Consider the following 22,086-nt stretch of genomic DNA (forward strand, 5'->3'; position numbering starts at 1 on the left):
GTCGTTGATATTCGCGCCGGGGCTTTGTACCCCCTGGCACAAGACAAATCCCGAGGCGACTTGGGGTTATATGGTCAAGCGAATAAGCGCACACGGTGGATGCCTTGGCGGTCAGAGGCGATGAAGGACGTGGCAGCCTGCGAAAAGTGCGGGGGAGCTGGCAACAAGCATTGATCCCGCAATGTCCGAATGGGGAAACCCACCTCGCAAGAGGTATCTTCAGGTGAATACATAGCCTGTTGAAGCGAACCCGGAGAACTGAAATATCTAAGTACCCGGAGGAAAAGAAATCAACCGAGATTCCCCCAGTAGTGACGAGCGAACGGGGACCAGCCCTAAGCTGGGTAAGGTTTAGCAAAACGAGTTGGAAAGCTCGGCCATAGACGGTGACAGCCCGGTATGCGAAAGACCTCATCCAGTGAAATCGAGTAAGGCGGGGCACGAGAAACCCTGTCTGAATATGGGGACCATCCTCCAAGGCTAAATACTCCTGACCGACCGATAGTGAACCAGTACCGTGAGGGAAAGGCGAAAAGAACCCCGGGTGAAGGGAGTGAAATAGACCCTGAAACCGTGTGCGTACAAGCAGTAGGAGCCCTTCGGGGTGACTGCGTACCTTTTGTATAATGGGTCAGCGACTTACTGTTCGTGGCGAGCTTAACCGTATAGGGGAGGCGAAGGGAAACCGAGTCTGATAAGGGCGCATAGTCGCGGGCAGTAGACCCGAAACCGGGTGATCTAGTCATGCCCAGGGTGAAGGTTGAGTAACATCAACTGGAGGCCCGAACCCCTCCGTTGCAAAGGTAGGGGATGAGGTGTGATTAGGAGTGAAAAGCTAATCGAACCCGGAGATAGCTGGTTCTCCTCGAAAGCTATTTAGGTAGCGCCTCGCGTGAATCTTCTTGGGGGTAGAGCACTGTTATGGCTAGGGGGTCATTGCGACTTACCAAACCATGGCAAACTCCGAATACCAAGACAGACTGCGCGGGAGACACACGGCGGGTGCTAACGTCCGTCGTGAAAAAGGGAAACAACCCAGACCCACAGCTAAGGTCCCAAATTTATCGCTAAGTGGTGAACGATGTGGAAAGGCACAGACAGCCAGGAGGTTGGCTTAGAAGCAGCCACCCTTTAAAGAAAGCGTAATAGCTCACTGGTCGAGTCGGTCTGCGCGGAAGATTTAACGGGGCTAAGCGATAAACCGAAGCTTGGGGTGCATACTTTTAGTATGCGCGGTAGAGGAGCGTTCCGTACGCCGTTGAAGGTGGATTGAGAAGTCTGCTGGAGGTATCGGAAGTGCGAATGCTGACATGAGTAACGATAATGCGGGTGAAAAGCCCGCACGCCGAAAGCCCAAGGTTTCCTTGCGCAACGTTAATCGACGCAGGGTGAGTCGGCCCCTAAGGCGAGGCAGAAATGCGTAGTCGATGGGAAGCTGGTTAATATTCCAGCACCTCGCGTAAGTGCGATGGAGGGACGGAGAAGGTTAAGCAGGCGGGCGTTGGTTGTCTGGTGAGAGAGTTGAGGCGGTCCCCTTAGGCAAATCCGGGGGGCAACGTTGAGACTAAGGACCGGCCCATTAGGGCTAGGCTGCTGATATCACGCTTCGGGAAAATCTCCTAAGCTTCAGCTTACGCAGACCGTACCGTAAACCGACACAGGTGGGCAGGATGAGAATTCTCAGGCGCTTGAGAGAACTTAGGTGAAGGAACTAGGCAAAATAGTACCGTAACTTCGGGAGAAGGTACGCCCTCCATGGTTAATAGCTGAGGAGGGCCGCAGAAACCAGGCCGCTGCGACTGTTTATCAAAAACACAGCACTCTGCAAACACGAAAGTGGACGTATAGGGTGTGACGCCTGCCCGGTGCCGGAAGGTTAATTGATGGGGTCAGCCGCAAGGCAAAGCTCTTGATCGAAGCCCCGGTAAACGGCGGCCGTAACTATAACGGTCCTAAGGTAGCGAAATTCCTTGTCGGGTAAGTTCCGACCTGCACGAATGGCGTAACGACAGCGGCGCTGTCTCCACCTAAGACTCAGTGAAATTGAAATCGCTGTGAAGATGCAGCGTTCCCGCGGCAAGACGGAAAGACCCCGTGAACCTTTACTATAGCTTTACACTGAACGTTGAGTTCGTCTGTGTAGGATAGGTGGGAGCCTATGAAACCGAGGCGCTAGCTTCGGCGGAGGCAACCTTGAAATACCACCCTGATGTGCTTGACGTTCTAACCTAGGTCCGTAATCCGGATCGGGGACCGTGTATGGTGGGTAGTTTGACTGGGGCGGTCTCCTCCCAAAGTGTAACGGAGGAGCTCGAAGGTACGCTCAGCGCGGTCGGACATCGCGCACTGTGTGCAAAGGCATAAGCGTGCTTGACTGCAAGATCGACGGATCAAGCAGGTAGGAAACTAGGACTTAGTGATCCGGTGGTTCTGTATGGAAGGGCCATCGCTCAACGGATAAAAGGTACTCCGGGGATAACAGGCTGATACCGCCCAAGAGTTCATATCGACGGCGGTGTTTGGCACCTCGATGTCGGCTCATCACATCCTGGGGCTGTAGTCGGTCCCAAGGGTATGGCTGTTCGCCATTTAAAGTGGTACGCGAGCTGGGTTCAGAACGTCGTGAGACAGTTCGGTCCCTATCTGTCGTGGGCGTTGGAGATTTGAGAGGGGCTGCTCCTAGTACGAGAGGACCGGAGTGGACGAACCTCTGGTGTTCCGGTTGTCATGCCAATGGCACGGCCGGGTAGCTATGTTCGGAAGCGATAACCGCTGAAAGCATCTAAGCGGGAAGCGCGCCTCAAGATGAGATCTCCCGGGACTTCAAGTCCCCTAAAGGAACCATCAAGACCAGGTGGTTGATAGGCAGGGTGTGTAAGCACAGCAATGTGTTGAGCTAACCTGTACTAATGATCCGTGTGGCTTGACCATATAACCTCAAGTGGCCTTGGACTCGCGATTACGTCGCAGACCAACCAGGACCAACTCGCTACGTTCCCAAACCTTTACGCCCGCAGGGGGCATCCCCTTCGTGCAACAAGACGCAAGCAGGCGCCAAAAGCGCTGCTTCAACCAGCTTGCTCAGTGACAATAGCGTTGTGGAACCACCCGATCCCTTCCCGAACTCGGAAGTGAAACGCAACCGCGCCGATGGTAGTGTGCATCCGCATGCAAGAGTAGGTCATTGCTGAGCATTTACACCGAAGCCCCGACCCAAAAGGTCGGGGCTTCTTCTTTGCGCGAAACTAAATCCCAGACCCCTCGGAACTAAATGGACCGGCAGCGCCCGGCTGCATTGGACCGAGCACGTGTGAAATGGCGCCAGACCTGCCGCCGGCCGCGGATCGCGCGGCCAGATGGGGCCTCTGGAGGCACGGGTTCGCACGCGAAATCAGGCTCAGGCAGCGCAAATGCGCGTGACGGACTTCGATGCCGATGGCATCCCTTCGCCGACCAGGAAAAGCGGGCGCCGGCGGAGCATCCCGCCAGAAGCAGCGCCGCTCAGCCGCCGGCGCGGAAAGTCACCACCAGCACATCGCGCCAGGCCGGCAGCGCCGGATCGAGCGGGGCGACCGGGGTCACGCCGTGATGCACGCGCGCATCGTCCACCAGCGCGGCATCGAGTGCGGTGGCCAGGGTGAAGCTGCCGAGCAGGGTGCCGTCGGGCGAGTGAATGGTGGTCGTGCCGCTGGCGATATTGCGCCGCTCCACCATGAGCACAAGAACGTAATCGACGCCGTCCCGGTGGACGCCTTCCGGCGTGGGCTCACCGGGCTCGTCCGCGCGCGCCTCGATGCGGAACTGATGCACTTCGATGCGCCACGAGTCCACGGCAGGCGCGAGTCGCGTGAACAGTCCGTGGCAACACCGCAGGACTGTGCCCATCGTGGCGCCATTGCCCACCTCGGGAAGAATGGGCTCGAACCAGCGCTCGATGTCGCCCTGCAGCCGGTTGTAGTCGCTGGACTGATAGTGCGGCTGGTGTTCCGCCCGTTCGATGATTCCCTGCGCGCCTGCGCGATAGACGCCATGGCGCCGCAGCCTCCGGCGACCGGTCTGGGCCAGGTAGGGATCGGGCCCCAGTGCATTCCAGCTTCCTGCAAAAGCATCCCAGTCCTGGAGCGTGCCGCAGTGTTCCAGCAGTCCGCGCATAGTCTGCGCGTGAACGAATCCGAAGCCATCCCGGCGCAGCGCATCAATCGCGCTGCGAGTATCGGCGTCCAAGTCTGGCTCGAGCATCGCAGGCCGCGCCGGCTAGAGAACGATCGGCGGTTCACCGCCGACGATGACGACGTCAGCGGCGCGCCGGGCGAACAGCCCCACGCTCACCACGCCAGGAATCTGGTTGATCGCCGATTCCATGGCCACCGGATCGGTGATCGCCAGGCCGTGGATGTCGAGGATCCAGTTGCCGTTGTCGGTGGTGGTGCCCTGGCGCCACACCGGCTGGCCGCCGGTCATGGCCAGCAGTTCGCGCGCCACCAGGCTCCGCGCCATCGGCACGACTTCCACCGGCAACGGGAAGCGACCGAGTACGTCGACGCGCTTGGCCGGGTCCACGATGCAGATGAACCTGGCACTGGCTTCGGCAATGATTTTCTCGCGCGTCAGCGCCGCGCCCCCGCCTTTGATCAGGCGCTTGTGCGGGTCGCACTCGTCCGCGCCGTCGACGTAGAGCGAGAGCGGCCCGGTCGTGTTGAGGTCCATGACCTCGATGCCGTGCGACTGCAGGCGCTGCGTGCTCTGTTCGGAGCTCGAGACCGTGCCGGCGATACGGTGCTTGATGCGGGCCAGCGCATCGATGAAGAAGGCCACGGTCGAACCCGTGCCCACGCCCACGATCATGCCGTCCTCAACGTAATCGATGGCCTTCTCGCCGGCCAGACGCTTGGCTTCGCTCATCTGCATCATTCCAGGGAAAGGAGAAGTTTCCATTGCGCCGCGGTCACCGGAATGACGGACAGGCGCGATCCGCGCTGGATCAGCGAGAAGCCCTCGCCCAGCGCGTCGGCCTGGTCGCGGATTTCGTTGAGCGCGATGGTGCGCTTGAGCTTGCGCTCGAAGCTGACGTCCACCAGGTCCCAGCGAGGCTGTTCCTGCGTGGCTTTGGGGTCGTAGTAGTCGGACTTGCGGTCGAACTGGGTAGGGTCCGGGTAGGGTGCGCTGGCCACGGTCGCGACGCCGACGATGCCCGGCACGTCGCAACTGGAGTGGTAGAACAGCACGCCGTCGCCCACCTGCATTGCGCGCATGTGGTTGCGTGCCTGGTAGTTGCGCACGCCCGTCCACGGCTCGGTGCCGACACGCGCCAGGTCGTCGATGGAGAAGGCATCGGGCTCGGACTTCATGAGCCAGTAGCGTCGGCGCGAACTCATGCGGGCTCCGTCTTGGACAGGTGGGTGGTGGACTCCGTGCAGACGGCATCCATTCGCACGTCCCAGGCCTGCGCGCCCACTCCATCCACTTGCTGGATGTCGAACGCGGCGCCGACCAGGTGAGGCGGAGGCAGCCGCTCGTGGCGGAACGCGAGGGTGCGATCGTACCAGCCGCCTCCCATGCCGAGCCGATGCCCGCTTTGATCGAAGCCCACCAGGGGCAGCACGATCAGCGCCATGGCTTGGGCATCGAGCAACGACGTGGGCGCCAGGTCGGGTTCGGGAATGCCGAAACGATTCGTGACCAAGGGGTCGCCGGGACGCCAGGGGGCGAACCGCAGGCGCTGGTCTTCGCCGAGCACGGGCAGGCAGTAGCGGCAGTCGCCGGGAAGGCGCAACTGCCACGCATGCAGGGCGATTTCACCGTCGCTGGCCCAGTAACCGGCCACGTAGCCCGAGGTGGGAGCGAACGGCAGCGTCAGTAACTGCCCGGCCAGCGCGTCGGCGGCCTGGATGCGCCGCGCCGCGGGTAGTGCGCGACGCGCCTCGCGCAGGACCTGCCGCTGCGAGCGGCGCGAGATGGCGCTGTCGGTGCTCATGCGGCGACGCTCATGCGCAGCAATCCGGGCGAGGGGCCGCCAATTGTACGTGAGCGCCGGGGTGGCTTCCTGGCGCGGTGCGCGTCAGCCCATGGGGCGACGCGGGTGCGCCGGATTGCGAGAAAGAAAGTCCTCCGCCGTGTGCGATGCCTGCGAAACGACCTTGAACCCGGGGTTCAAGTGGGAACGCTTGGATGCCTTCGGGCTTCCCGCTACGAGGCGGACTTGCGCGCCTGGCTTCCGCTGCATCCCCATGGTCGTCTATAAGGGACAAGGCGAATGTTTGCGCACGCTGTCGCGCACAGCAGAGGACGTGGAAGAAGTATAGCGCGCACGATACGGTGACGGGGCCCGCTCGTCGGCACGAGTGACGTGCGATTCACGCGCGTTGCTGAAACTGCGACGGAGCGCGGCCTTACGCGCTGGTTCAGCGCCCGGCGGGATCGAACAGGCCGTCGAGCTTGCGATGCAGGTCACCGAGCGTGCGCGTGAGTTCGCGATCGCGTCCTTCGCTTTCCTGGCGTGCCTGCTGGAGTTCATGGGCAAAGTTGAGTGCCGCCAGCACCGCGACGCGATCAAGCGCAGCCATCCGGTTGTTGCCGCGGATCTCACGCATCTTCTGATCGAGCAGGCGGGCCGCGGCCATCAGGCTGTCGCGCTCGTCGGGCTCGCAACCGATGGTGTACTCGCGATCGAGCAGCCGGATGATGACCGGCTCGCTGGTGCTGGAACTCACGTGTGCTGCTCCAGCGACTTGAGCCTGGCGATCATGGCCTCGACCCGCGTCCGGGCCTGTTCGTTCTTGGCCAGCAGCGTGGAGCGCTCGGTCGCCAGTTGTTCCTGCTGCGCCCGCAGGCTCCGGTTCTCCTCGGAGAGCCGGCGCGCCTGCGCACCCAGGTCGTCCAGGCGCGCGGACAGGGTCTGCAGTTCGGCGATGAGCTGGTTGCGGTCCATGGCGCGATGGTGGGGGTCGGGCTGGGGCGGGTCAAGGAGGTGGCGACGGGCGAGGGCGCGCCCGGATGGGCGGCAAGGGCCGGTCAGAACGAGGTGGCGTGCCGGCTGGTCGCGGATGCCGCGACGGCCCAGCTGCGCAGGAAGTGCAGGCACTGGTCGGCGCCCATGGGCTGGGCCAGCCAGTAGCCCTGGATCTCGTCGCAGCCATGCTGGCGCAGGAACTGCACCTGCGCGTCGGTTTCAACGCCCTCGGCCACCACGGTCAGGTCCAGCGAGTGCGCCAGCGCGATGACCGCGCTGGTGATGGCCTCGTCGTCCGCGTCCCGGGTGAGGTCGCCGATGAACTCCTTGTCGATCTTCAGGGCATTGATCGGCAGGCGCTTGAGATAGGCCAGAGAGGAATAGCCGGTGCCGAAATCGTCCACCGCCAGGCCGACGCCCAGGTCCCGGATGGCCACCAGCGTGGCCGCCGTCTGCTCGGCGTTGGCCATGATCACGCTCTCGGTGAGCTCCAGTTCCAGCCGCTGCGGGGGGATCGTGCTGGCGGCCAGTGCGCGCTGGACCACGTCGGGCAGGTGGCCGCGCAGCAGCTGCAGCGCCGACACGTTGACCGCCATCGAAATCTCATCCAGCCCCTGCTCGCGCCAGTCGCGCAGGGTGAGGCAGGCCTCGTTCATGGCCCACTCGCCGATCTCCAGGATCAGGCCGCTTTCCTCGGCCAGCGGGATGAAACGGTCCGGCGGGATGTCGCCGTACTCCGAGCTGTGCCACCGCAACAGCGCCTCCACCCCCGTGACCTGCATGCGGGTCAGCGACAGGCGGGGCTGGAACATCAACTGCAGTTCGCCGCGGTCGAGCACCTTGCGCAATGCCGCAGAGATGTTGGCGCGCTCGCGGATCTCCACGTCCATCTCGTCGGTGTAGCGCATGAACGTGCGCCGGCCCGCCGCCTTGGCCTGGTACATCGCGGTGTCGGCGTGCTTGAGCAGATCGGTGGGGATCTGCGCGTGGTCCGGGTAGAGGCTGATGCCGATGGACGGCGAGATCGCCACGTCGTGGCGCTCGTCGATGTCCAGCGGCTGTTCGAAGGCGCCGATCACGTCGCGCGCGATCTGCTCGGCCTGCAGGGCGGTGTCGATGTCCTCGAGCACGACGGTGAATTCATCGCCCCCGAGCCGGGCCACCGTGTGCTGCGGGCCCACCGTCGCCTGCAGTCGCGTGGCGGCGGCGCGCAGGATCCGGTCACCGGCGGCGTGGCCGAGCGAATCGTTGATGTCCTTGAAACGGTCCAGGTCGAGGAACAGCACCGCGATCCGCTTGCCCTGCCGCCGCGCGCGGACGATCGCGCGCGACAGCCGTTCGGACAGCAGCGTGCGGTTGGGCAGGCTGGTCAGGGTGTCGTAGTTGGCGAGATAACGCAGCTCCTGCTCGGCCCGCTTCTGGTCGGTGATGTCGCTGAGCACCGCCACGTAATGGCTGCGCTGGTTGGTGGCGTCGAGCACCGCGCTGGCCTGCACCCAGCACAGGAATTCCTGGCCGTCCTTGCGTTGCTGCCACACCTCGCCGGACCAGCGGCCGTCGCGCTCCAGGCGCTGGCGCATCTGGCGGTAGAACTCCGGGTCGTGCTGCGCGCTGTCGAGCAGGTGCGTATCGCGGCCGATCACCTCCACGTCGCTGTAGCCCGTCATCCGGGTGAACGCCGGGTTGATCGAGATGAAGGAGAACTCGCGGTCGAACACGCACACCGCCTCGGCCATGCTGCGCAGGACCTCGCTGGCGATCCGGCGCTCGCGCTCGGCGTTGCGGGTGCCGGTCACGTCGCGGGCGGTCCCGGCGATGCGCAATGCGCGGCCGTGCGTGTCGCGTTCGACCACGCGGCCACGGGCGAGCATCCATGCCCAGTGCCCGTCGGGCAGGCGGACGCGGTGTTCGGACAGCAGCACGGGCGTGCGGCCCTTGAGGTGCTGGCGCAGCAGGTCCTCGACGCGCGGCCAGTCGTCGGGATGGACTTCGTGGCGGGTCACCTCGTCCATGTGGACGTAGCCGCCAGGGTCCTGCATGCCCTGCTCGTCGATGCGCATGGCGTGCATGCGCCCGCGCTTGAAGTCGTAATCCCAGAACACCTCGCCCGAGCCCCACAGCGCCAGCTTGAGGCGTTCCTCGCGTTCGCGGATGGCCTGGTTCAGACCCCGCTCGCGGCGGATGGCGCGGTGGCGGCGCCAGCCGAGCGTGAGCACCACCAGCAGTGCGGCCAGTACCTGGGCCGCGATGATCTGCGGATGCCGCCACCACGGGGGCGCGACATGCACGGGCAGGACGAGTTCGCCCGGGCTCCACACGCCGTCGCGGTTGGTGGCCTGCGCACGGAACGTGTACTGGCCCGGGGGCAGGCGGGTGTAGGTCACCTCGCGCTGGCGGCCGTTCTCGATCCAGCCCATGTCGAAACCGTCGAGCCGGTAGCGATACTGGATGTCCGCGGCAGGCGCGTAGTCCAGCGCGCCCACGCGCAGGCGCAACAGCTGCACGCCAGCGGGGATCTCCAGCGTCGCCGGCTGCCACCAGGCGGCCTGGGCATCGGGCGCTTCGCCGCCGGCCTGCGCCGACAGCAGGCGCAACGGGGGGCGGTAATCCGAATCGGCGATGGCGAGCGGATTGAAGAGGTTGAGCCCGCCCACGCCGCCGAACGCCAGCCGGCCGTCGGCAAGCCGCGCGACCGCGCCGCCGTTGAATTCCAGGTCCTGCAGGCCATCGGCCAGGCCGTAGAAGCGGTAGCGCCGCGGCTCGGGGTCGAAGCGCACGATGCCGCTGTCGGTGCCCAGCCACAGTCGTCCACGCGGCGACTCTCCGATCGTGAACACCACGGGCACGCTGCGGTTGCGCATGGCATCGGCCAGCGGATGGGCGAAGCCGATCCGGCCGTCCGCGCCCTCAACCACGCGACTCAGGCCGGCGTGGGTCCCGACCCAGATCGTGCCGTCGCTGCTTTCATGCAGCGCGCGCACCAGGTTGCCCGGCAGGCTGCCCGGCGCGTCGGTCGCATGGCGGAACTGGCGCAGCGTGCCGGTGACCGGATCGAGCAGCGCCAGCCCGTCGCCGGTCCCCAGCCAGATGCGGCCGCGCCGGTCCTGCAGCAGCGCGTGGACGGCCGGGTGCGGCAGGTGTCGCGTCGAACCGTCGCGGTAGGGGTAATGCACCACGCGGCTGGTTTTGGTCTGCAGGTGCAGGGCACCCTGTGCGCCCATGCCGAGCCAGATGTCGCCGGACCGGTCGACAAGGACGCTGCGCATCGAGCTGAGTGTGTGTGGCCCGAGCGCGACCAGCGTGGTTGCCCGGGTGCGCGGATCCAGCCGCAGCAGCCCGTGACTGGTGGCCAGCAGCAGCGTGCCGCCGGCCTCGCGCGTCAGCGCAAGCACGCGGCGGCGCGGTGGGCCGCCCGCGGGCGGCGGCGGCAGCGCCGCGGTCACGTCTTCGAAGTGATCGCGTGCCAGTTCGTAGCGGAGCAGGCGTGAATCGTCCGTCGCCAGCCAAAGCACGCCCTGCGTGTCCTGGACCATGCCGCGCACACTGTTGTCCAGCGAGGGGTTGTGCCCGCTGTCCAGGTCGAGCGCGTAGGTGAATCGCGTGCCGCGCGGGTCGGTCACCGCCACGCCGCGGAACTGCCCGCCCAGCCACAGCATCCCGCCGCGGTCGACCATCAGCGTGTTGATGCCGTCCTCGGGCAGGGCCGAGAGCACGCCGGGCTGATGGTGGATGACGCGCGTGCGTTGCGTGGACGGATCCAGCCGCACCACGCCATGCGAGCCCAGGGACAACCACAGCTGGTGGTCGGGGGTCTCCACGATCGAGCGGATGTCGGCCGCCGGCTGGTCCGGCGCGGGCCATACCCGCAGCAGGGAGTGATCGTCGGTCGCCAGGCGGTAGAGGCCGCTGCTGGCGCCGATCCACAACTGGCCGCGATGGTCGCGCATGAGGCTGCGCACCGACAGCGCCGGCCGCATGCGTTCCACGCCGCCGCGCGGGCCAACCCGGTACAGCCCCGCGGCGTTGCCGTACCAGACCGCGCCGTCGTTGCCGGCCGCCAGTGCCTGCCACGGGCTGGCGCGCAGCAGCTGCGGATCCTGCGTGATCACCGCATCGCGGGTGCCGGTGCGCGGGTCCAGTCGTTCCAGGCCGGCGACCGTGCCGACCCAGACCGTGCCGGCATGCGAAAGCAGGGCCATCACCTGGCGCTGCGCCTCGCCCCCGCCGGACACCTCGTAGCGACGGATCCCGCCATTGGTCAGGTCGACGCGGGCGACGTACTGGGAGTAGGAGCCGACCCACAGGGCCTGTTCCCCGTCCAGTGCCAGCGCGGTGATGTAGCTGTCGGGCAGGCTGGCCGGATCGCGCGGGTCGTGGCGGTACTGCGCGTAGCGCTGACCGTCGTACCGGTGCAGTCCCCCTTGGGTGCCCACCCAGACGAAGCCCTGTCCATCCTGGGCCAGAGCGTTGACCGTGTTCTGCGCCAGCCCGCGCTCGCCGCCGAGCCGCTCGAAATAGAAATCACGCGTGGCGGCGCCAGCACTACCCGCGAAGGCGAGGCAGGAGGCGACGACGACACCGAAAAATCGGGCTGGGAAAATTGGGGAAGGGCGCACGGACCCCGATCCGTATTGCTCCGGGCCAGTGTACGGCACCGCGCGTCTGCCGCCACCGGCGGGCCAGCCGCTAAACTGCGGTCACCCCCCGTCTGGCCGATCCCCGTGTCCGAAACGCCCCTGCCCCCTCAATCCGCCGTCGAGGCCGAAATCCGCCGCCTGGGCCTGTCGATGTCCCCTTCAGAATTCCACGGCAGCGTCTGCGGCTGGCTGGCCGGCGGTGGCGAGGCGGGGCCGGACTGGCTGGCCCGGGTCATGGCGGACGATGCCTTGCAGGCCGTCCCCGCCGACAGTCCCCTGGACCTGCTGCGTGCGGCCAGCGCGGCGCAACTGGCGCATCGCAGCTTCGAATTCGAGCTGCTGATGCCGGGCGCCGATGCCGGCTTGGCCGAGCGCAGCGGCGCGCTGTTCGACTGGTGCCGCGGCTTCGTCGGCGCCTTCGGCCTGGCCGCGGGCGACAAGGCGCTGCTCTCCGAGGACAGCCGCGAGGCCCTGGCCGACCTGGTCCGCCTCGCCGGCGCGCAGGCGCAGGACGAGGGCGACGAAGAGGACGAGGAAGCCCTGATGGAAATCGAGGAGTTCGTGAGGGTCGCGGTCATGCTGCTGCACGGCGATTGCGTGCTCGCGCCGCGCCACCGGCAGCAGTTCAACTGACGGCCACCGCCCGCTCATGTCCCTGCACAAGCCGCTCGCGATTCCCGCCCGCAACCACGTCCGCCGCCGCCGCCAGCTCATGCGCATGGCAGGCAACGACGCGATCCTGATCCTGCCCGCCGCCAAGGAAGTCGTGCGCAGCCGCGACACCCACTACCCGTACCGGCAGGACTCCGATTTCAACTACCTCACCGGCTTCCCCGAGCCCGAGGCGGTGCTGGTGCTGGTGCCGGGCCGCGCGCACGGCGAGACCCTGCTGTTCTGCCGCGAGCGCGATCCCGAGCGCGAAGGCTGGGACGGGCCGCGCTACGGGCCGGAGGGCGCGGTGGATGCGTTCGGACTGGACGATGCGTATCCGATCACCGACCTGGACGACATCCTGCCGGGCCTCCTGGAAGGCCGCTCCAGGGTCTACTACCACTTCGGTCGCGACCAGGAGTTCGACCTCAAGCTCATCGGCTGGCTGAACCGTGTGCGCGCGATGGTCCGCATGGGCGCGCAGCCGCCCCACGAATTCCTCGAACTGGGCCACCTCCTGGACGAAATGCGGTTGTTCAAGGATCGCGACGAACTGCGGCTCATGCAGCGCGCCGCCGACATCAGCGTGCGCGCCCACGAGGCCGCCATGCGCGCGGTGCGCGCGGGGATGCACGAGTACGAACTGCACGCGCAGGTCGAACGCGTGTTCCGCGAGCACGACGCCGAGCCGGCCTACGGCAGCATCGTCGGCGCAGGCGCCAACGCCTGCATCCTGCATTACCGGGCCAACAACGCGCGCGTCCGCGACGGCGACCTGGTGCTGCTGGACGCCGGCGCCGAATACCGCGGCTACGCGGCCGACATCACCCGCACCTTTCCGGCCAACGGCCGCTTCAGTCGCGAGCAGCGGGCCCTGCACGACCTGGTGCTGTCCGCGCAGCAGGCGGCGCTGGCGCAGGCGCGCCCGGGGGTGGCTTACGAAGAGGGGCACACGGCTGCAGTGGCCACGCTCACCGAAGGCCTGCTGCGGCTCGGCCTGCTCAAGGGCAAGCTCGAACGCAACATCGCCGACGGCCACTACCGGCGCTTCTATCGTCACAAGACCGGCCACTGGCTGGGCCTGGACGTGCATGACGTCGGCGAGTACCGCTTCGATGGCGACTCGCGCCTGCTCGAGCCGGGCATGGTGTTCACCATCGAACCGGGGCTCTACATCTCGCCGGACGACACCAGTGTCGAGGCCCGGTGGCGCGGCATCGGCATCCGCATCGAGGACGACGTGTGCATCACCCGCGACGGCCACGCCGTGCTGACCGACGCCCTGGCCCGCAGTGCCGACGAGATCGAATCGCTGATGGCCGCGTGATGCCGGACGGTCAGCCGCTCCGCCGGAGCCGGTGAGGGCGGCAGGCGCAGCGACGCCTGGCCCAGCACGTAGCGCCATCCATCCTGCTGGCGCACCCAGGTGTCGCTGAACCACAGCATGTAATCGAAGCGCTCGCCCTCGCGCGTCGAGCCCTTGAGCCACAGCTTGGCCGTCACGACCGCCGTGTCGCCCCACACGCGCACATCGCGGGCCAGTTCGTCCTGGCGCTCGTACGTACGCGAGGCGCGGCGCGCTTCGGCCAGCAGCGCCTCGCGGTCGAAAGTGCGGCCGTCGCCCAGGACGAGCACGAAGTCGTCCGCCAGCAGTCGGCCCATGGTGTCGGCATCGTTGGCTTTCACCGCGGCCTGGTAGCGGCTGTCGAGGGCGGCGACCTCGGCGGCGGCCGCAGGGGAGCCCGGCGGCACGGTCGCGCCAGCCAGGATGAAGAGCAGGGTGAACGGAGCCAGCACGGCCATCTGGGCACTCCATGGGACGGGGAGGCCACCATCAACGTCCCGCGGCCCCGCTGCTCGCCGGAATCGGCCATCGTTCCCCGGCCGCCGATGGTGGGTAAACCATCCGCACATCCCGCACTAACGCCGGATGCCTAGACTGGCGCCCATGTCCGCGCCCCGCGTCCTCGCCGTCCTGGTCCTGCTGCTGAGCATTGCGCTGCCCGCGCAGGCGCGCACGGTGTACCGCTGCGTGCGCGACGGCACGGTCAGCCTCGCCACCGCGCCCGAACCGGGTTCACGCTGCCAGGCCAGACAGATCGCTGACGACGCGGTGAAGCTGCCCAACCTGTGGGGCGCTCTGGGCGTGGTGAATGGCACGCTGTACGAACGACAGCAGGATGGCAAGACCGTCTACAGCACCCGCAACCTGCCCGGTTCGGTGAAGGTGCTGTCCTTTACCGTGCAGACGCCGCCCGGCGAGCCGGCGCATACCGGGCTGGGCGACGTCGGCAAGCCGCGGCTGGACCGCTTCGCGAAGCAGTTCCAGGCCGCGGCCCGCAGTACCGGGCTCGACGATGCCTGGCTGCGCGCGATCGCGCACGCCGAAAGCGGCTTCGACGAAAAGGCGTTGTCGCCGAAGGGCGCACAGGGCGTGATGCAGCTGATGCCGCAGACCTCGCGCGAGTACGGCGTGAGCGAGCCTTTCGCCGCCGGACAATCCATCGATGCGGGCGCGCGGCATCTGCGCACCCTGCTGCGCCGCTACAAGGGCGATCTGACCCTCGCGGCTGCCGCGTACAACGCCGGCATCGGCGCGGTCGCGCGCTACGGCGGCGTGCCGCCTTACCGCGAAACCCAGGCCTACATCGCCAAGGTTCAGGCCCTTCACGCCAGGTACCGCGAAGCGCTTGCGGCGGCCGCGCCGCGCAAGGGCCGGAGCATCGCCCGCTGAGGCGGTTCACGTGCTTGCCGCGCGATCACCGCGGCGCACGATGCGTGCAGGCAGCGTCGATCGCGACGTTGCCGAATCATTCAAGCAATGAACAGGCGATTCGTTGCGTCGCAGCCGACACAGCGTGAAAGCAGCGTTACCGCGCCCCTTCTCCTCACGACGCATACAGGCCGCAAGCGGCAGGGTTCGCCTGTCCCGCAGACACGTGCTGAAGCAGGTGCCGCCGCGGGCTTCGTCTTTGCACCCACAGGAGAAACACATGAAGACCCGTAATCGAAACCTGCTGACCATTGCCCTCGCCACCGCGCTGCTGTCGCCGGCCGCGTGGGCCGAGAAGGGTGGCAACCAGGGCGCGGGACAGGTGGTACGTGATACCGCGCGCACGACCGGATCGACCGTGAGTGACACGGTGCGCGATACCGACCAGGCGGCCCGCGATAGCGCGAACCAGGCGGGCAAGACCGTCAGCGAAACCGCGCGCGAAGCCAACGCGACGACCCAGGACACGACCACTCGCACGATGAATGATGCGAGCACCGACGAGCCCAAGACCAAGCCGGAACGCACCGCGAGCGAGCGCATGGTCAACAATCCGACCAATACCGAAACCGAGGACATGGAAAAGCCCACCTCGCCGGTGCCGCCCACCCAGTCGCAGGGTGCGGCCAATGCCCAGGCGCATGCCTCGGTCACGCAGCGCGAACTGTGGGGGCGTCTGGATACCGACCACGACGGCCAGATCAGCGCCGCCGAGAGCCAGGTCGACGCGGAGTTCAACGCCGGCTTCCAGGCGATGGATACCAATGACGATGGCCTGCTGACCGACGCCGAATACCAGGTCGCCGCCCGTGCCGACATCGGCGGCGCCGCGCAGGGCGGCGTCAATGCCGCATCGCATTCTGCGGTTTCGGTGCGTGACCTGATGGGACGTCTGGATGCCAACGCCGACGGTTCCATCAGCGCGACGGAGGGCCAGGCGGACGCTGGCTTCACCAGCAGCTTCTCGACCATCGATGCCAACAGCGACGGGATGGTCAGCAGCGACGAGTACCGTGCCTGGTCGAAGGACCAGCGCAAGTAAGCGCCGCTGCGGCAAGTCCGCGACAGCGCAGACCGGAAGGACGCCCTCGGGCGTCCTTCCTTTTTACGTCGTGGCGGAAGCCGCTAGCGGATCAGCGCGGTCGGCGCATCGAAAGGCAGCGACGACGCGCCGGTGCGGGTCACGGCGACTTCGACGGCGGGCAGCAGTTCGGCCGCGCCGTCCACCAGGACGAGGATCCGGCCGGCCTTGATCTCGCCGTCGAATTTCTGCCGCACCGGGTCGGGCAGGGAGGAGCCCACCAGGGAAGAAGCGAACATGCCCACCAGGGCGCCGGCGAGCGCCACCAGCCCGGTGCCGGCCCAGCTCATGCCCACCGAGGGGAACACCAGCACGGTGATCGCGCCGGCCAGCAGACCTGCCAGCCCACCGAACAGCGCGCCGCGCATCGCCGCGGGTACGAAGTCGCTGTCGGCTTCCTTGCGCTTGTTCGGGATATGGCCGACCTCGATGTCCGAACGCGCGACCAGCGAAATGTCGTCGTCGTGGATACCGGCTTCGCGCGCGGCCTGCATGGCGGCGCGGGCGGTGACAAGGTCAGGGGTGCTGAAGACTCGGCGGGTTTTCATTGACGCGCTCCTGCCTGCTACGACCGCGAACGGGCGTTTCCAAGCGCGCTACGCGGTCCCCAGCGCGACAGGGCCAGCTTTGCTCCGGAAAGGTTAGAGGCGCGTGATGGCTCGGCTGTGCGTCTCCGTGACGGGCCGCGCGCTACCTTGGGGTCTCCATTCCGCAGGCCCCCGCCATGCTGACCACGGTCCGAGTGCATTGTCCCTATTGCGGTGAACCGCTCGACCTGGGCGTTGATCAGTCCGTCGACCAGCAGCACTACGTCGAAGACTGCGGGGTGTGCTGCCAGCCGATCGAAGTGTCCGTCGCCATCGATGCCGCGGGTGAAGTGCTGATCAGCGTGATGCGCGACAGCGACGCTTGACGCATCCGAGGGCGAAATCTCCGCGCATTCGTAAACGTTGTGTTGCATTCAGGAATCTGCGCGGTGCGTGATGCGAACTGAATCACGGTTTTTGCCGATGCAGCGTGAGGGCCTAGTCGCAAACGTGTTGGCGTTGGTTAAGGCCGTGTCGACACGCGTGACAGCGACCGTCCCTCCGTTCATCCACACAGCGGCAAGGTGCTCGGCGTGCGGCATCCCCCGACATCCCCCGATGTTCGCCGCGCATATCACCTTAAGGAGATCAACCGATGAATCAGCTGTCCCGCAAGTCGCTGCTGGGGTCTTTCGCCCTCGTCGCCATGCTGTCCGCCCCGCTGGCCTTCGCTCAGGAAACCTCCACCACCACCGATCCGGCGCAGCCGCCGGCGGCCGACGCCCAGGCGCAGCCGACGACCACGTCCAACGATGCGTCCGCCGCGACGACTGCGGGCGACCCGGCCGCCAAGAAGAGCTGGGCCGACGTCGATGCCGACAAGGACGGCAAGCTGAGCAAGGCCGAGGCTGACAGCGTGCCCGCGCTTGCCACGGTGTTCGGCCAGGCCGACGCCGATGCCGACGGCACGCTCACCGCCGACGAATACAAGGCCTACGTCGCCAAGAACCAGGAAGGCGCCGAGAAGAAGGACGCCAAGCAGTAAGCTGCCCGGCACGCGATCGCAAAGAGTAGTACCGCCGGCTCCTGACCTCGCCGGCATCCCGCCACGCGGCCTCCGCGTTGCGGTCCCCCACCAACGGGCGGCCCTAGGGCCGCCCGTTGTCTTTGGGTCCGGACGCAGCTGTCCTGCAGGATTTCGCGCCGATTCATTCGCCCGGACGGGGCTTGGGCCCACCCACTGCCGCGGGCGATACTGTGCGCATGAATCGCATCTCGACCCGATCCACTTCCCCTATCGCGCTGGTCGGCTTCGACGGTGACGACACGCTGTGGCGCAGCGAGGACTACTACCGCACGGCGCAGAAGGATTTCGAGGCGATCCTGCAGGACTACGTCGACCTGGGCGATGCCAGCACCCACGATCGCCTGTACGCGGTGGAGCTGCGAAATCTCGCCCTGTTCGGCTATGGGGTCAAGAGCATGACCCTGTCGATGGTCGAAGCGGCGGTCGAAATCACCGACGCCCGCATCAGCGCTACCGACCTGCACCGCATCGTCACCCTGGGCAAGGAACTGCTGACCCATCCGGTGGATCTGCTGCCCGGCATCCGCGAAGCGGTGGAGGCGATCGCCGCCGACCACGACATCGTGCTGATCACCAAGGGCGACCTCTTCCACCAGGAGCGCAAGGTCCAGCAATCCGGCCTGGCCGACCTTTTCCAGCGGATCGAGATCGTCAGCGAAAAGGACGCCGGCACCTACGCCCGCGTGCTGTCGGAGTTCAACCTGCCGCCCGAGCGCTTCGCGATGATCGGAAACTCCCTGCGCTCGGACATCGCGCCCGTCCTGGAACTGGGCGGCTGGGGTGTCTACATGCCCTACCACGTGACCTGGGCCCACGAGACCGAAGCGCATGTGGACGTCGCCGAGCCCCGCCTGCGGCAGGTGGCCACGCCCTCGGAGCTGCCGGCCGCCGTGCGCTCGCTCACTGAAGCGCAACCGGCCTGAGCGCAGGGACCAGGGCGGCGCGTGCGTCCGGCCGCCTGATTGACGATTGACGACGATCTGGGCGGTGGCCGCGCATCCCGCAGCCCTTCGAACTCGCCGCCAAGGGCGCCCGGAGTGCCGTGAGTGCGGTTGTCTCTCCGTGGGGTCGGACATGGCAAACGGCGCCTGAGCGGCCTGGGTGGTTCACGCAAAAATTACGACGGCATTCACCCTCCCGATCGCATCGTCGCACCGTGCCCGCCACGGTGGCGGGTCCAGAGGAGAGAACAAGATGGCCACTCTGCTTCGATGGCTCGCGTCGGCGGCCCTGGCGGCCGGACTGGGGATGGCGGCGATGACCCCGGCTCCGGCGCACGCGCAGGACGGCTACCAGCTTGCGCGCGTCGTGGTTGACGTCGCCGACGTCATCTTCCGTGGCGGGTATCCGTACTACCGGTACGGCAACGGTTACGGCTACGACGATCGCCTGATCGTCGCGCGCGACCGCTACGGCCGCCCGGTCTATTACCGCCAGGTGGCGCGCGACTACCGCGGCGGTCCTCCGTACGGCAATGCCTACGGCTACCACCGCAACCGCAGTGGTTACAACAACGGCTACAACTACGGTTACGGAAATGGTTACAGCAACCGCTACAGCAACCAGTACAGCCAGCGTCGCGTGACCTGCGACCGAGCCGGCCGTTGCGTCACCCGGTACTACGATCCGCGCTACGACCGCCGCTACAACAGTGGCTATGGCGACCGCTATTACAGCGACCGCTACGACCGCTACGACCGCGCCGAGCGCTACTGGGATGGTTACCGCTGGCGGATTCGCAACGACTGACGCGCGGGCGGCGCGCGTGGGCGGGAAGGCGGCGCTGTCACGACAGCGCCGCCTTTTTTGTCGCCAGATGTCCTCGGCGCCGACGACATTGCACTGCGCCGCCAGGTGCTAGCCTTGGCCCATCCGGACGGAGATCCCCTATGACCAGACGCTTCACTACCACCTTCCTCGCCCTGCTCGTCGGCGCCTGGGCGCCGGTTGCCCTGGCCGCCGGACCCATCGACTGCCGCATGCAGTTCGACCTGTCGGGCTGGTCGCTTTTCTACAAGACCGCTTCGGGCGCGGGCACCGTCAGTTGCGACAACGGCCAGAGCATGCCGGTGAGGATCCGCGCCAAGGGCGGCGGCATCACGGTTGGCAAGTCGAGCATCCGCGACGGCACCGGCGAATTCTCCGGCGTCTACAGCATCGACGACGTGCTGGGTACCTACGCCAGCAGCGAGGCCCACGCCGGCGCTTCGCGTTCGAGCAAGGCCATGGCGATGACCAAGGGCAGCGTCTCGCTGGGCCTGGCCGGCAAGGGCGAGGGCTGGGACCTGGGCGTCGCCTTCGGCAAGTTCGTCATCGAACGCTGAGGTCACGGCGGGCCGGAGGCCCTCCGCGCGGCCTCCGGTCGGCCCGCCCGCGCCGTTGACGCCGCCACGGCTGGTGGAATCCGCAACCGCAGGTAAGTGTTCGATCGCCTGAGGCCCCGGCCTCACAAGTGATTCATCGCCCCGCGGCGAGCATCCAGTCGTTCCGCGGGGCGCCTGTCGTAGCGCGCCGGTGCATCCCACGTTTTTTCCAGGAGTCGCTGCATGTCTGCCACACGATCCAACCTGAAGTCTGGCGCGCTGGTGCTGATGCTGGCCCTGGCGGCCGCATCGCCCGCCGTCGGCGCCCAGGACCTCACCGTGTCCTGGAACCCCCGCAGCGGCGACGTCTGGGTCGACACCTTGCTCAACGACGTGAACCGTTACGGGTATGAATACCGCGAGCCGTTCATCGACGAAATGGTGCGCTACCACGCCGCGCCCCGTCCGCTCGTGGTCGAGCTCATCGAGCGTCGGCGCTGGGCGCCCGGTGATGTGTATTACGCCTGCTCGATCGCCGCGATCATCGGACGTCCGTGCCGGCACGTGGTCGACATGTACGAAGCCGACCGGGGCCAGGGCTGGGGCGTGATCGCGCAACGCCTGGGCATCAAGCCCGGTTCGCCCGAGTTCCACCAGCTTAAGAAGGGTTTCGTGCCCACCTATGACCGCTGGGCGCGTCCCATCGACCTGGATGACGACCTGCGCCGCGCCTTCCCGGGCCGGGCCAAGGGCGGCAAGGGACCGGGTGGCGGCGTGGTCCATGCCGGCGACCACGGCAAGTCCGGCGCCAAAGGGGCCGCCCACGGCGGATCCAAGAGCGCGGGCCACGGCAAGGGCGGTGGCAAGCCGGCCGGCCAGGCCACCCACAAGGGCGGCAGCGGCAAGTCCGCCAGCCACGGCGGCGGCAAGGGCGGCGGTGGCAAGAGCGGTGGTGGCAAGGGCGGCGGTGGCAAGAGCGGTGGCGGCCAGAAGGGCGGCAACAAGGGCGGCGGCAAGCACTGAGCCCGTGCGCGGGAGCGGCATACTGAGCGGATGAACTCCGCTCCCTCGCTCATCGTCCACAGTGGCGGCTGCCATTGCCGCCGCGTGCGTTTCCAGGTGCAGGCGCCCGCCGAGCTGGATGTGCTCGACTGCAACTGCTCGGTCTGCCGGATGACCGGCTTCCTCCACCTCATCGTGCCGGGCAGCCGGTTCGAGCTGCTCAGCGGCCGCGAGGACCTGACCGAATACACCTTCAACACCGGCACTGCCCGGCACCTGTTCTGCCGCCACTGCGGCATCAAGAGCTTCTACGTGCCGCGGAGCCATCCGGACGGCTTCGACGTCAACGCGCGGTGCCTGGACGCCGGCACGGTGACAGCGCTCCACGTCACGCCCTTCGACGACAACGACCGCGAGGCCCAGACCGCGGCCATCGCCCACCTGACCGACGACGCGTCCACGGCGCCTGCGTCCGGAACCCATCGTTCCACCCTGGGCGGGTCCTCGCCGCCCGAACCGGGGCAGGCTGCGGCCATGGACACCCCCCGCCTGCGCGTCACCGATTTCGATCCGCGCTGGCGCGGGGATTTCGCCCGCCTCAACATCGAGTGGCTCGAGCGCTGGTTCACCGTCGAGCCCATTGACCGGGAAGTGCTGGGCGATCCGGAATCGCACATCCTGGCCCAGGGCGGCCGCGTGCTCTTTGCCGTGCTCGACGACGGCGTCGCGCCGGCGCGGGCCGTGGGCACCGTGGCGCTCAAGCACGAAGGCCAGGGCGTGTACGAGCTGACCAAGATGGCGGTGGAGGAAGGCCACCGCGGCGCCGGCATCGGTCGCGCCCTGATGGAAGGCGCGCTGCGGGCGTACGGGGAAATGGACGGACGCGAACTGTTCCTCGAATCCAGCCTCAAGCTGGCGCCGGCGCTGGCGCTGTACGAAAGCGTCGGCTTCCGCCACCACCCGGCTCCGCGGCCGGGTTCGCATTACGCGCGCGCTGACGTGTACATGGTCTGGGAGCCCGACGGCGACGCCTGAGCGTGCGCACCGCGCGACCGGACGACGAACGTCGCGAGCGC

19 protein-coding genes, 2 rRNA genes, 1 other RNA gene and 1 pseudogene are annotated in these 22,086 nt (G+C 66.9%); 13 read left to right on the top strand and 10 right to left on the bottom strand.

Annotated elements, in window-relative coordinates:
- Positions 1-72 precede the first annotated feature (72 nt).
- Positions 73-2,931 (top strand): 23S ribosomal RNA (locus I8J32_RS06640).
- A gap of 149 nt (positions 2,932-3,080) precedes the next feature.
- A 5S ribosomal RNA gene (gene rrf / locus I8J32_RS06645) occupies positions 3,081-3,193 on the top strand.
- Between the two features lie 308 nt (positions 3,194-3,501).
- Here the strand turns inward: rrf and I8J32_RS06650 are convergent.
- The 8 genes from I8J32_RS06650 to I8J32_RS06685 form a co-directional block, all read right to left on the bottom strand.
- The gene (locus I8J32_RS06650; protein ID WP_407060994.1) at positions 3,502-4,224 is read right to left on the bottom strand and encodes a 2OG-Fe dioxygenase family protein; all 723 of its coding nucleotides are present in this window, start codon (positions 4,222-4,224) and stop codon (positions 3,502-3,504) included.
- A gap of 30 nt (positions 4,225-4,254) precedes the next feature.
- On the bottom strand, positions 4,255-4,902 hold the full coding sequence (rpiA, locus tag I8J32_RS06655; protein WP_200616378.1) for a ribose-5-phosphate isomerase RpiA: 648 nt from the start codon (positions 4,900-4,902) through the stop codon (positions 4,255-4,257).
- 5 nt (positions 4,903-4,907) lie between these two features.
- Positions 4,908-5,375, bottom strand: coding sequence for an EVE domain-containing protein (locus tag I8J32_RS06660; RefSeq protein WP_200616376.1), 468 nt, complete (start codon positions 5,373-5,375; stop codon positions 4,908-4,910).
- A complete protein-coding gene (locus I8J32_RS06665; protein WP_200616375.1) occupies positions 5,372-5,974 on the bottom strand; it encodes a 5-formyltetrahydrofolate cyclo-ligase in 603 nt (200 codons plus the stop codon). Before I8J32_RS06665 ends, I8J32_RS06660 begins: the two co-directional genes overlap by 4 nt.
- A gap of 127 nt (positions 5,975-6,101) precedes the next feature.
- Positions 6,102-6,288, bottom strand: a non-coding RNA gene (ssrS, locus tag I8J32_RS06670) — 6S RNA.
- 113 nt (positions 6,289-6,401) lie between these two features.
- Positions 6,402-6,710 (bottom strand): cell division protein ZapA, encoded by a 309-nt coding sequence (locus tag I8J32_RS06675; RefSeq protein WP_200616374.1) that lies wholly within the window; start codon positions 6,708-6,710, stop codon positions 6,402-6,404.
- Positions 6,707-6,928 carry a TIGR02449 family protein gene (locus I8J32_RS06680; RefSeq protein WP_200616372.1) on the bottom strand — a complete coding sequence of 74 codons (222 nt, stop codon included), beginning with the start codon at positions 6,926-6,928 and terminating at the stop codon, positions 6,707-6,709. Before I8J32_RS06680 ends, I8J32_RS06675 begins: the two co-directional genes overlap by 4 nt.
- A gap of 83 nt (positions 6,929-7,011) precedes the next feature.
- Positions 7,012-11,565: an EAL domain-containing protein gene (locus tag I8J32_RS06685; RefSeq protein ID WP_207526834.1), complete on the bottom strand. Its 4,554-nt coding sequence runs from the start codon at positions 11,563-11,565 to the stop codon at positions 7,012-7,014.
- 171 nt (positions 11,566-11,736) lie between these two features.
- Here I8J32_RS06685 and I8J32_RS06690 point away from each other — a divergent pair, with 171 nt between their 5' ends.
- Positions 11,737-12,219: a UPF0149 family protein gene (locus I8J32_RS06690; protein ID WP_245156492.1), complete on the top strand. Its 483-nt coding sequence runs from the start codon at positions 11,737-11,739 to the stop codon at positions 12,217-12,219.
- Positions 12,220-12,235: 16 nt separating this feature from the next.
- Positions 12,236-13,564, top strand: coding sequence for an aminopeptidase P N-terminal domain-containing protein (locus I8J32_RS06695; protein WP_200616368.1), 1,329 nt, complete (start codon positions 12,236-12,238; stop codon positions 13,562-13,564).
- A 107-nt stretch (positions 13,565-13,671) separates the two neighbouring features.
- Here I8J32_RS06695 and I8J32_RS17575 read toward each other — a convergent pair.
- Positions 13,672-14,151, bottom strand: a pseudogene (locus tag I8J32_RS17575) (nuclear transport factor 2 family protein); the annotation flags it as partial.
- 34 nt (positions 14,152-14,185) lie between these two features.
- On the opposite strand from I8J32_RS17575, the gene I8J32_RS06700 reads away from it, so the two are divergent.
- Both I8J32_RS06700 and I8J32_RS06705 read left to right on the top strand, forming a co-directional pair.
- Positions 14,186-14,971, top strand: a complete 786-nt coding sequence (locus tag I8J32_RS06700; protein ID WP_200616366.1) for a lytic transglycosylase domain-containing protein — start codon at positions 14,186-14,188, stop codon at positions 14,969-14,971.
- A 259-nt stretch (positions 14,972-15,230) separates the two neighbouring features.
- Complete coding sequence (locus I8J32_RS06705) at positions 15,231-16,052, top strand: EF-hand domain-containing protein (RefSeq protein ID WP_200616364.1); 822 nt, start codon at positions 15,231-15,233, stop codon at positions 16,050-16,052.
- An 83-nt stretch (positions 16,053-16,135) separates the two neighbouring features.
- Here I8J32_RS06705 and I8J32_RS06710 read toward each other — a convergent pair whose 3' ends face one another.
- Positions 16,136-16,639, bottom strand: coding sequence for a hypothetical protein (locus tag I8J32_RS06710; protein ID WP_200616363.1), 504 nt, complete (start codon positions 16,637-16,639; stop codon positions 16,136-16,138).
- Between the two features lie 176 nt (positions 16,640-16,815).
- Here I8J32_RS06710 and I8J32_RS06715 point away from each other — a divergent pair, with 176 nt between their 5' ends.
- The 7 genes from I8J32_RS06715 to I8J32_RS06745 all read left to right on the top strand — a co-directional run bounded on the left by I8J32_RS06715 (position 16,816) and on the right by I8J32_RS06745 (position 22,045).
- Positions 16,816-17,004, top strand: a complete 189-nt coding sequence (locus I8J32_RS06715) for a CPXCG motif-containing cysteine-rich protein (RefSeq protein WP_200616361.1) — start codon at positions 16,816-16,818, stop codon at positions 17,002-17,004.
- A 269-nt stretch (positions 17,005-17,273) separates the two neighbouring features.
- Positions 17,274-17,663 carry an EF-hand domain-containing protein gene (locus I8J32_RS06720; RefSeq protein WP_200616360.1) on the top strand — a complete coding sequence of 130 codons (390 nt, stop codon included), beginning with the start codon at positions 17,274-17,276 and terminating at the stop codon, positions 17,661-17,663.
- 218 nt (positions 17,664-17,881) lie between these two features.
- Positions 17,882-18,628: an HAD family hydrolase gene (locus I8J32_RS06725; RefSeq protein ID WP_200616359.1), complete on the top strand. Its 747-nt coding sequence runs from the start codon at positions 17,882-17,884 to the stop codon at positions 18,626-18,628.
- A gap of 271 nt (positions 18,629-18,899) precedes the next feature.
- Complete coding sequence (locus I8J32_RS06730; protein WP_200616357.1) at positions 18,900-19,454, top strand: hypothetical protein; 555 nt, start codon at positions 18,900-18,902, stop codon at positions 19,452-19,454.
- A gap of 140 nt (positions 19,455-19,594) precedes the next feature.
- Positions 19,595-20,029: a hypothetical protein gene (locus I8J32_RS06735; RefSeq protein ID WP_200616355.1), complete on the top strand. Its 435-nt coding sequence runs from the start codon at positions 19,595-19,597 to the stop codon at positions 20,027-20,029.
- A 222-nt stretch (positions 20,030-20,251) separates the two neighbouring features.
- Positions 20,252-21,031 (top strand): hypothetical protein, encoded by a 780-nt coding sequence (locus I8J32_RS06740; RefSeq protein WP_207526835.1) that lies wholly within the window; start codon positions 20,252-20,254, stop codon positions 21,029-21,031.
- 30 nt (positions 21,032-21,061) lie between these two features.
- The gene (locus I8J32_RS06745; protein WP_200616352.1) at positions 21,062-22,045 is read left to right on the top strand and encodes a GNAT family N-acetyltransferase; all 984 of its coding nucleotides are present in this window, start codon (positions 21,062-21,064) and stop codon (positions 22,043-22,045) included.
- Positions 22,046-22,086: the final 41 nt, after the last annotated feature.

The sequence above is a fragment of the Lysobacter solisilvae genome (assembly GCF_016613535.2).
Classification (GTDB): Bacteria; Pseudomonadota; Gammaproteobacteria; order Xanthomonadales; family Xanthomonadaceae; genus Agrilutibacter; species Agrilutibacter solisilvae.